The organism is Segeticoccus sp., from assembly GCF_035708005.1.
The window spans coordinates 1-8,863 of sequence record NZ_DASSTI010000031.1; the positions used below are offsets into that span (position 1 = coordinate 1).

The following is an 8,863-nucleotide window of genomic DNA, read 5'->3' on the forward strand; positions in this document are numbered from 1 at the left end:
AGCGAGGACTTCAAGGAGGGCGTGGCCAGCTTCGTCGCCAAGCGGCCGCCGGAATGGAGCAACCGATGAGCAACGCGGGCACACCGCCCTTCACCGGCGTCGGAGTGGCGCTGGTGACCCTCTTCCACGACGACGGCAGCCTCGACGTCGACGCGACGGCCGAGCACGCCACCCGACTGGTGGGGTGCGGGGTCCGCGCCGTGCTCGTGGGCGGCACCACCGGTGAGGCGGCGACCCTCGAGCCCGACGAGCGCGCCAGCCTCGTCGCGGCGGTCCGTGGCGCGGTCCCGGCCGACGTGCCGGTGATCGCCGGGACGGGGGCCGCCAGCGGCCGGCAGGCAGCCGCCCTGACGCAGGCGGCCGTGGACGCCGGTGCCGACGCCGTCCTCGCGCTCTCGCCGCCCCTGGTGGCCGACCCGCGTGCCTACTACGACACCGTCGCGAAGGCGGTCGGGCCGGTGCCGCTGCTCGCCTACCACCTGCCGGGGATGTCCGCGCCGGGCGTGCCGGTCGAGATGCTCGACGAGCTCCCGGTGGCCGGCCTCAAGGACTCCAGCGGGGACCCGGTGCGGCTGCTCCGCGAGGCGGTCGGCTACCCCGGGGTGGTCTACGTCGGGTCTCCGATCCTGCTCACCATGGCAGGGTCGGTCGGTGTCGACGGTGCGCTGCTCGCCGTCGCCAACGCCGCCCCCGAGCTGTGCGTGGCTGCCTTCGGCGGTGACGGGGAGGCGCAGCGCCGGCTCCTCGGCTACCACCTGAAGCACAAGAGCTCCTACCCCGACGGCATCAAGGGGCTCACCGCCGAGCGGTTCGGCACCTCCGTCGCGTCCCGGGCGGGCGCATGAGCGCCACTGCCGCCGACGCCCTGGTACTCGCCCTCGAGCAGTCCGAGCCGGAGGTGGCGCCGGCAGCCTGGGTAGCGCCCGGCGCGACGCTGGTCGGGAACGTGCGGCTCGCCGAGGATGCCAGCGTCTGGTACGGCGCGGTGCTTCGCGGCGACGGGGACCTGATCGAGGTGGGTCGCGGCAGCAACGTCCAAGACGGCAGCGTGCTGCACGCCGATCCCGGCCTCCCGGCCGTGCTGGGCAGCGGCGTCACCGTCGGCCACCGAGCCGTGGTGCACGGTTCGCGGATCGGCGACAACGTGCTGGTCGGCATGGGAGCGATCGTGCTGAACGGCTGTCGGGTCGGCGACGACTGCCTGATCGCCGCCGGCGCCGTCCTCCTCGAGGGCACCGAGATCCCCTCCGGCTCGCTGGTGGTCGGCGCCCCCGGCCGGGTTCGGCGGCAGCTCACCGACGAGGAGATCGGCACCATCACCGTGAACGCCGAGCACTACGTGGCGCTGGCCAGGCGGCACGCGTCGGCCGTCTCCGCATGAGCGCTGCGCTGGTGCGCGAGCTTCGGGCCGTGCTGCCTCCGGACCGGGTCGTGGACGACCCGGACGTGCTGGACACCTACCGCACCGACATGACCCGGATGCCGTCCGGGACCCCGGCCGTACTGGTACGGCCGCGCAGCACCGACGAGGTGGTCGCCTGCATGAAGGTGGCGCACACGTCGAAAGTGCCGGTCGTGGCCCGGGGGGCGGGCAGCGGACTCGCCGGCGCCGCGAACGCGGTGGACGGCTGCATCGTCCTCTCGCTGGCCGCGATGGACTCGATCCTGGAGATCGACCCGGCCAACCGGCTGGCCGTCGTGCAGCCCGGAGTGGTCACCCAGACGCTCCGCAATGCGGTCGCCGGCCACGGGCTGTTCTACCCGCCCGACCCGGGCAGCGTGGAGCTGTGCACCATCGGCGGGAACGTGTCCACCAACGCCGGCGGGATGTGCTGCGTGAAGTACGGCGTCACCGGCGACTTCGTGCTCGGCCTCGAGGTGGTGCTCGCCAACGGGGAGGTGCTGCGCACCGGACGCCGTACCGTCAAGGGCGTCGTCGGCTACGACCTCAGCCGGCTGTTCGTCGGCTCGGAGGGCACCCTCGGCGTGGTCACCGAGATCACGCTCGCCCTGCGGCCGGCGCCCCCGGCGAACGCCACCGTGGTGGCCACCTTCCCCCGCCTCGAGGACGCTGGGCGGGCGATCTCCGCGGTGGTCGCGGCCGGCATGGTGCCCTCGCTGCTGGAGGTGCTGGACCGGGCCAGCCTCGAGGCCCTCGACCAGGCGACGAACATGGGCCTGAGCGGTTCCGCCGCCATGCTGCTGGCCCAGAGCGACTCCCCGGACGCGGCCGGCGAGGTGTCCGCGATGGCGCGGATCTTCAAGGAGCACGGCGCGGACGACATCGCCGAGACCGACGACCCGGAGGAGGGCAACCAGCTGCTGGCGGCCCGCCGGCTCGCCTACTTCGCGCTGGAACGGCTGGGCGACATGATCATCGACGACGTGGCGGTGCCGCGGTCACGGCTCGCCGAGCTGATCCGTCGCATCGAGACGGTCGCCGCGGACACTGGCCTGACGATCGCGACCGTCGGCCACGCCGGGGATGGCAACCTGCACCCGAACATCATCTACGACGCCAGCGACCCGGACTCGACGCGCTCGGCCTGGCAGGCGTTCGACGCGATCCTGGAGGCCGCCCTCGAGCTCGGCGGGACGGTCACCGGCGAGCACGGCGTCGGGCTGCTCAAGCGGAGCTGGTCCGGGCGCGAGCTCGGCGACGTCTCGACCCGGGTGCACACCGCGGTCAAGGACGCCCTCGACCCGCACCACCTGCTGAACCCGGGCAAGCTGCTGCCCTGAGTCCTCCGGGTGGTCTCGAGCCCTTCGAGACGCTCGCTTCGCTCGCTCCTCAGGGACCAGGCGCTCGCTCCTCGACCACCGAGGGGTCAGGCGACGGCCCAGGTGTCCCCGGCCGACAGCAGGCCGGCCAGCGCCTCGGTGGGGTCTTCGGTGCCCTGCCGGGCGGTCTCCACCTGCTCGCGGGCCAGGTCGTCGTACGTCGGGTGCGACACCGACCGGAAGATCCCGATCGGCGCGCGGTGCAGCACGCCCGCATCCGTGAGCCGGGACAGCGCGAACGCGGTAGCCGGGTCCTCGTCGTGCGCGTCGTGCACCACCAGGTCGTCCTCGGACACCTCGGTCAGGTCGACGACCTCGAGCCGCCCGGTGGCCCGGTCGCGGACCACGCCCTTGGTCGGGTTGCCGGCGCCGTCGTTGCCGAACCGGACGCGCTCGCCGTGCACCAGCGGGATGACCGCCTCGTCGCGGGTGTCCGGGGTCTTGAACGCGTCGAACGCGCCGTCGTTGAAGATCGGGCAGTTCTGGTAGATCTCCACCAGCGCCGTACCCCGGTGCGCAGCGGCCGCGGACATCACCGAGGTGAGGTGCTTGCGGTCGGAGTCGATGGTGCGGGCGACGAAGGTGCCCTCGGCGCCCAGCGCCAGGGACACCGGGTTGAACGGGTTGTCCAGCGACCCCATCGGGGTGGACTTGGTGACCTTGCCCGGCTCGCTGGTGGGGGAGTACTGGCCCTTGGTCAGCCCGTAGATCCGGTTGTTGAACAGCAGGATCTTCAGGTTCACGTTGCGCCGCAGCGCGTGGATCAGGTGGTTGCCGCCGATCGACAGCGAGTCCCCGTCCCCGGTGATCACCCACACCGACAGGTCCTTGCGCGAGGTCGCCAGGCCGGTGGCGATCGCCGGGGCCCGCCCGTGGATCGAGTGCATCCCGTAGGTGTCGAGGTAGTAAGGGAACCGCGCGGCGCAGCCGATGCCGGAGATCATCACCACGTTCTCGCGGGCGATGTTCAGGCTCGGCAGGAAGCCCTGGAACGCCGCCAGGATGGCGTAGTCGCCGCAGCCGGGGCACCAGCGGACCTCCTGGTCCGAGGCGAAGTCCTTGCGGGACAGCGGCTCCTCGGTCACCGGCACGTCCCGCAGGCCCGGGTTCGGCAGGTCGACCTGGCTCATCGGACTTCCTCCGTCTCGTGGTTTCCGCCGGGCACCGGCTCGTCGCCGGTCTGCGTCTCGACCAGGTCGGTGATCGCCTCGGCGAGCTCGGCGGCCCGCAGGGGTAGGCCGCGGACCCGGTTGTACCCGACCACGTCGACGAGGTACTTCGCACGCAGCAGCATGGACAGCTGCCCGAGGTTCATCTCGGGGACCAGCACCGCGTCGTACCTCTTCAGCACCTCACCGAGGTCCTTGGGGAACGGGTTGAGGTGCCGCAGGTGGGCCTGCGCGACCCTCAGGCCCGTGTTGCGCACGTGCCGGACGGCGGCGCCGATCGGGCCGTACGTCGACCCCCAGCCCAGCACCAGCACGCGGGCGCCCTGCCCGTCGGGGCCGACTGGGTCGTCGACCTCGGTGGGCGGGACGCTCTCGGCGACCCGCTCCACCTTGGCAGCGCGGGTGTGGACCATGAAGTCGTGGTTGGCCGGGTCGTAGGAGATGTTCCCGGTGCCGTCGTTCTTCTCCAGGCCGCCGATGCGGTGCTCGAGGCCCTTGGTGCCGGGCACCGCCCACGGGCGGGCCAGCGTCTCGTCGTCACGCAAGTAGGGCCAGAACGCGCTCTCGCCGTCCTCGCCGGTGTGGTTGGGCCCGGTGGCGAAGCCGGGCTCGATGCGCGGCAGCTGCTCCACGTCCGGGATCTGCCAGGGCTCCGAACCATTGGCGAGGTAGCCGTCCGAGAGCAGCATCACCGGGGTGCGGTAGGTGACCGCGATCCGCGCCGCCTCCAGCGCCGCGTCGAAGCAGTCGGCGGGGGAGCGTGGCGCCACGATCGGCACCGGCGCCTCGCCGTTGCGCCCGAACATCGCCTGCAGCAGGTCGGCCTGCTCGGTCTTGGTGGGCAGGCCCGTCGACGGGCCGCCGCGCTGGATGTCCACGACCACGAGCGGCAGCTCGAGCATCACGCCGAGCCCGATGGTCTCCGACTTCAGCGCGACCCCCGGGCCGGAGGTGGTGGTCACCCCCAGCGACCCGCCGAAGGCCGCGCCGAGTGCCGCGCCGATGCCGGCGATCTCGTCCTCGGCCTGAAACGTGGTCACCCCGAACCGCTTGTGCCGCGAAAGCTCGTGCAGCACGTCGGAAGCCGGAGTGATCGGGTAGGAACCGAGGAACAGCGGCAGCCCGGACTGGACCGAGGAGGCTACCAGGCCGTAGGCGAGCGCCAGGTTGCCGGTGATGTTCCGGTAGCGCCCAGTCGGCATGGGGGCGGGCTTGACTTCGTACTGCACCACGAACGCCTCGGTGGTCTCACCGAAGTTCCAGCCCGCCTTGAACGCGGTCACGTTCGCGTCGCGGATGTCGGGCACCTTGGCGAACCGGCGCTCCAGGAACGCGATGGTCGGATCGACGGGCCGGCCGTACATCCACGACAGCAGGCCGAGAGCAAACATGTTCTTGGCACGGCCGGCGTCCTTGCGGGACAGTCCGAACTCCTTCACCGCCTCCACCGTCATGCTGGTCAGGTCCACGCTGTGCACCGCGAACTCGTCGAGCTCGTCGGTCTCGAGCGGGTTGTGGTCGTAACCGGCCTTGGAGAGGTTGCGTCCGGTGAAGTCGTGGCTGTCGACGATGATCGTCGCGCCCTTCTTCAGGTCCTGCAGATTGGCCTTCAGCGCGGCCGGGTTCATCGCCACGAGCACGTCGGGGCTGTCGCCGGGGGTGAGGATGTCGTGGTCGGCGAAGTGCACCTGGAACGACGAGACGCCGGGCAGCGTCCCGGCTGGTGCCCGGATCTCCGCGGGAAAGTTCGGCAGTGTGGACAGGTCGTTCCCGAACGTCGCCGACTGCTGCGTGAACCGGTCGCCGGTCAGCTGCATGCCGTCGCCCGAGTCGCCGGCGAAGCGGATGATCACGCGGTCGAGCTGCTTGACCTGCTTGGTCACGCTGTCGCCCTCTTTTCCCAAGTACTGTCAGACGGGTGCGGTCCGAGTCGGGGGCACGCCGGTCAGACCCCGATTCCCTCTCGACATTACCCCTCCTCGCTCATGCTACGTCCGGGCTCAACGTGGTCCATGACACGTCCGGATCACGGTTTTCTCCTAGACTCGGGCGCGTGGCGGACTATTACTCGGCCTACCTGCCGCTGCTGGTGATCCTGGTCGCAGGGGCGCTGCTCGTGACCGCCATGTTCGCGGGCAACCGGCTGTTGCGGCCCTCCCACCCGACCGCCGACAAGCGCCTGCCCTACGAGTGTGGCGTGGACCCGGTCGGCGAGGGCTGGGCGCAGACCCATGTGCGCTACTACGTCTACGCGTTCCTCTACGTGATCTTCGCCGTGGACGCGGTCTTCCTGTTCCCGTGGGCCACGGTGTTCGGGGGTCTCGGCTGGGCCACGGTCGGGGAGATGGGGGTGTTCGTCGGGTTCGTCGCGGTTGGCCTGCTCTACGCGTGGCGCAAGGGGGTGCTGACGTGGACGTGAGGGGTTTCGAGACGTCCTCGCAGGCTCGGCCTCCTCGACCACCGGTCGAGCTGGGGATGCCGGGGACGGGTCCGGAGCTCGGCGGGCTGCAACGGCTGGCGCCGAAGCCGGCGCGCTACCTGCTCAACTGGGGCCGGAAGTACTCCCTGTGGGTGTTCAACTTCGGGCTGGCCTGCTGCGCGATCGAGTTCATCGCCACCTCGATGGCCAGGCACGACTTCATCCGGCTTGGAGTGATCCCGTTCGCGCCCGGCCCACGGCAGGCCGACCTGATGGTGGTCTCGGGCACCGTCACCGACAAGATGGCGCCCGCAATCAAGCGGCTCTACGCCCAGATGCCCGAGCCGAAGTACGTGATCTCGTTCGGCTCGTGCTCCAACTCCGGCGGCCCCTACTGGGACTCCTACTGCGTCACCAAGGGCGTGGACCAGATCATCCCCGTCGACGTCTACGTGCCTGGCTGCCCGCCGCGGCCGGAGGCACTGCTGCAGGGCATCTTGAAGCTGCAGGAGAAGATCGACGCCGAGTCGCTGGCGGAGCGGTACGACGGGCACCGCAGCGCCGCCTCGGTGACCAGGCCGCTGCTCGGACCGGAGCCGTCCCCATGAAGGAGCTGTGGCCGGGCCGGGTCCGCGCGGCGTTCTCCGACGAGCTCGGCGGGCAGGCGTACGTCGAGGAGGGCTTCGGCCCGGTGACCGTGGACGTGCCGGCGGAGTCCTGGCACGACGCGGTGCTGCTGGCCCGGGACGGACTCGGCTGCACCTTCTTCGACTGGCTGTCCGCGGTCGACGAGCTCGACGACGGCTTCCGGCTGGTGTGCCACCTCGCCCACCACCGGCCGGGTGGCACGGAGCACCTGCTGCTGCGCACGCTGCTGCCGCGGGACGCGGCCACCGCCCCGAGCGTCGCCGATGTCTTCCGCGGTGCGCGCTGGCACGAGCGCGAGACCCACGAGATGTTCGGCGTCGTGTTCACTCAAGACGGCCGACGGCTCGAGCTCGCCCCGCTGCTGCTCCCCGAGCAGTTCGAGGGACATCCGCTGCGCAAGGAGTTCGTGCTCGCCTCCCGCGTGGTCAAGCCATGGCCCGGGGCGAAGGAGCCCGGGGAGTCCGGGGAGGGCGCCCCGTCGCGGCGCCGTACCCGCCCTCCCGGCGTGCCCGAGCCCGAGCAGTGGGGGCCGCACCCGCCTGGGGGCGGCGATGGCTGAGCTCGCGGACGCGGTGCTGCGCGTCGTGCTCGTCATCGCGGCATTCCTGCTGCTGCCGCTGCTGGTCGGGCAGACCGAGCACAAGGTGATGGCGCACATGCAGAGCCGGGTCGGCCCGATGTACGCCGGCGCCTTCCACGGCTGGGCGCAGCTGGTCGCCGACGGCGTGAAGTTCGTGCAGAAGGAGGACGTGCTGCCCGCCGACGCCGACCGGTCGGTCTTCCGGCTGGCACCCGCGGTGGCGCTGCTTCCGTACCTCGTGGCGCTGCTCGCGATCCCGCTCGGGCCGGGTGTGGTGGGCCAGGACTTCGACATCGGGCTGTTCTTCGTGCTGGCGGTGATGGGCGTCGGCGTGATCGGCACGCTGATGGGCGGCTGGTCGAGCGCGAACAAGTTCAGTCTGCTCGGCGGCATCCGGGTCGCCGCCCAGCTGATGGCCTACGAGCTGCCGTTCGTGCTGGCCGCGGCCTCCGTCGCGATGGCGGCGGGAACCCTCTCGCTGAGCGGCATCGTGGAGGCCTGGAGCCCGTGGTGGCTGCTGTGGCAGCTGCCCGGGGCGGTGGTGTTCTTCGTCGCCGGGCTCGCCGAGCTGCAACGGCCGCCGTTCGACATGCCGGTCGCGGACGCGGAGATCGTGTTCGGCCCGTTCACGGAGTACGGCGGGCTGCGGTTCGCGCTGTTCATCCTGGCGGAGTACGCCGGCATCGTGGTGCTGTCCGCGCTCACCGCGGTGCTGTTCCTCGGAGGCTGGCACGGCCCGTTCCCGGACACGCTGGGCTGGCTGTGGACCCTGCTCAAGACCGGCGTGGTCGCGTTCGTGGTGATCTGGGTGCGGGTCGCCTACCCGCGGCTGCGCGAGGACCAGTTGCAGCGGCTGGCCTGGCAGGGCCTCGTTCCCGTCGCGCTGCTGCAGCTGGTGGTCACCGCGGCCGGGGTGGTGATCGTGGGATGAGCCTTCCCGGATCCGGCCTGCTGCGCGGGCTGGCGGTCACCTGGCGCAACCTGACCCGCCGCGCGGTCACCGCGCAGTACCCGGACGCGCTGCCCGAGCTACCGCCGCGTTCGCGCGGGGTGATCGCGCTGATCGAGGAGAAGTGCACGTCGTGCATGCTGTGCGCGCGGGAGTGCCCGGCGTGGTGCATCTACATCGACTCGCACAAGGACGTGATCCCGGCGACCACCGAGGGTGGCCGGGAGCGCAGCCGCAACGTGCTGGACCGGTTCGCGATCGACTACTCCCTGTGCATGTACTGCTCGATCTGCGTGGAGGTGTGCCCCTTCGACGCG

General features: G+C 71.3%; 10 protein-coding genes. 8 read left to right on the top strand and 2 right to left on the bottom strand.

What is annotated here, in order from left to right; genetic code table 11:
• Positions 1-65 precede the first annotated feature (65 nt).
• Genes VFL99_RS03520 through VFL99_RS03530 form a run of 3 tightly spaced genes read left to right on the top strand, consistent with a single transcriptional unit; the run spans position 66 to position 2,742 of the window.
• On the top strand, positions 66-845 hold the full coding sequence (locus VFL99_RS03520; protein WP_325104946.1) for a dihydrodipicolinate synthase family protein: 780 nt from the start codon (positions 66-68) through the stop codon (positions 843-845).
• Positions 842-1,381 carry a gamma carbonic anhydrase family protein gene (locus VFL99_RS03525; protein ID WP_325104947.1) on the top strand — a complete coding sequence of 180 codons (540 nt, stop codon included), beginning with the start codon at positions 842-844 and terminating at the stop codon, positions 1,379-1,381. The genes VFL99_RS03520 and VFL99_RS03525 overlap by 4 nt, the downstream gene beginning before the upstream one ends.
• A complete protein-coding gene (locus VFL99_RS03530; RefSeq protein ID WP_325104948.1) occupies positions 1,378-2,742 on the top strand; it encodes an FAD-binding oxidoreductase in 1,365 nt (454 codons plus the stop codon). Before VFL99_RS03525 ends, VFL99_RS03530 begins: the two co-directional genes overlap by 4 nt.
• An 86-nt stretch (positions 2,743-2,828) precedes the next feature.
• Here the strand turns inward: VFL99_RS03530 and VFL99_RS03535 are convergent, their stop codons facing one another.
• Entirely contained in the window at positions 2,829-3,911 is a 1,083-nt protein-coding gene (locus VFL99_RS03535; RefSeq protein ID WP_325104949.1) for a 2-oxoacid:ferredoxin oxidoreductase subunit beta, read from the bottom strand.
• On the bottom strand, positions 3,908-5,833 hold the full coding sequence (locus tag VFL99_RS03540; protein ID WP_325104950.1) for a 2-oxoacid:acceptor oxidoreductase subunit alpha: 1,926 nt from the start codon (positions 5,831-5,833) through the stop codon (positions 3,908-3,910). The genes VFL99_RS03535 and VFL99_RS03540 overlap by 4 nt, the downstream gene beginning before the upstream one ends.
• A gap of 170 nt (positions 5,834-6,003) precedes the next feature.
• Here VFL99_RS03540 and VFL99_RS03545 point away from each other — a divergent pair, with 170 nt between their 5' ends.
• The 5 genes from VFL99_RS03545 to VFL99_RS03565 all read left to right on the top strand — a co-directional run.
• A complete protein-coding gene (locus VFL99_RS03545) occupies positions 6,004-6,369 on the top strand; it encodes an NADH-quinone oxidoreductase subunit A (RefSeq protein ID WP_325104951.1) in 366 nt (121 codons plus the stop codon).
• Positions 6,370-6,425: 56 nt separating this feature from the next.
• Positions 6,426-6,977 (top strand): NADH-quinone oxidoreductase subunit B, encoded by a 552-nt coding sequence (locus tag VFL99_RS03550; RefSeq protein WP_325104952.1) that lies wholly within the window; start codon positions 6,426-6,428, stop codon positions 6,975-6,977.
• Positions 6,974-7,576 (top strand): NADH-quinone oxidoreductase subunit C, encoded by a 603-nt coding sequence (locus tag VFL99_RS03555; RefSeq protein WP_325104953.1) that lies wholly within the window; start codon positions 6,974-6,976, stop codon positions 7,574-7,576. Before VFL99_RS03550 ends, VFL99_RS03555 begins: the two co-directional genes overlap by 4 nt.
• Positions 7,569-8,528, top strand: a complete 960-nt coding sequence (gene nuoH / locus VFL99_RS03560) for an NADH-quinone oxidoreductase subunit NuoH (RefSeq protein WP_325104954.1) — start codon at positions 7,569-7,571, stop codon at positions 8,526-8,528. Before VFL99_RS03555 ends, nuoH begins: the two co-directional genes overlap by 8 nt.
• A partial coding sequence (locus VFL99_RS03565; RefSeq protein WP_325104955.1) for a 4Fe-4S binding protein occupies positions 8,525-8,863 on the top strand: 339 nt, incomplete at its 3' end. The genes nuoH and VFL99_RS03565, both read left to right, overlap by 4 nt.

Excerpts from the sequence above, each read along its gene's own strand:
- nuoH (WP_325104954.1), top strand. The coding sequence starts at position 7,569 with ATGGCTGAGCTCGCGGACGCGGTGCTGCGCGTCGTGCTCGTCATCGCG.
- VFL99_RS03520 (WP_325104946.1), top strand. The coding sequence starts at position 66 with ATGAGCAACGCGGGCACACCGCCCTTCACCGGCGTCGGAGTGGCGCTG.
- VFL99_RS03530 (WP_325104948.1), top strand. The coding sequence starts at position 1,378 with ATGAGCGCTGCGCTGGTGCGCGAGCTTCGGGCCGTGCTGCCTCCGGAC.
- VFL99_RS03550 (WP_325104952.1), top strand. The coding sequence starts at position 6,426 with ATGCCGGGGACGGGTCCGGAGCTCGGCGGGCTGCAACGGCTGGCGCCG.
- VFL99_RS03525 (WP_325104947.1), top strand. The coding sequence starts at position 842 with ATGAGCGCCACTGCCGCCGACGCCCTGGTACTCGCCCTCGAGCAGTCC.
- VFL99_RS03535 (WP_325104949.1), bottom strand. The coding sequence starts at position 3,911 with ATGAGCCAGGTCGACCTGCCGAACCCGGGCCTGCGGGACGTGCCGGTG.
- VFL99_RS03555 (WP_325104953.1), top strand. The coding sequence starts at position 6,974 with ATGAAGGAGCTGTGGCCGGGCCGGGTCCGCGCGGCGTTCTCCGACGAG.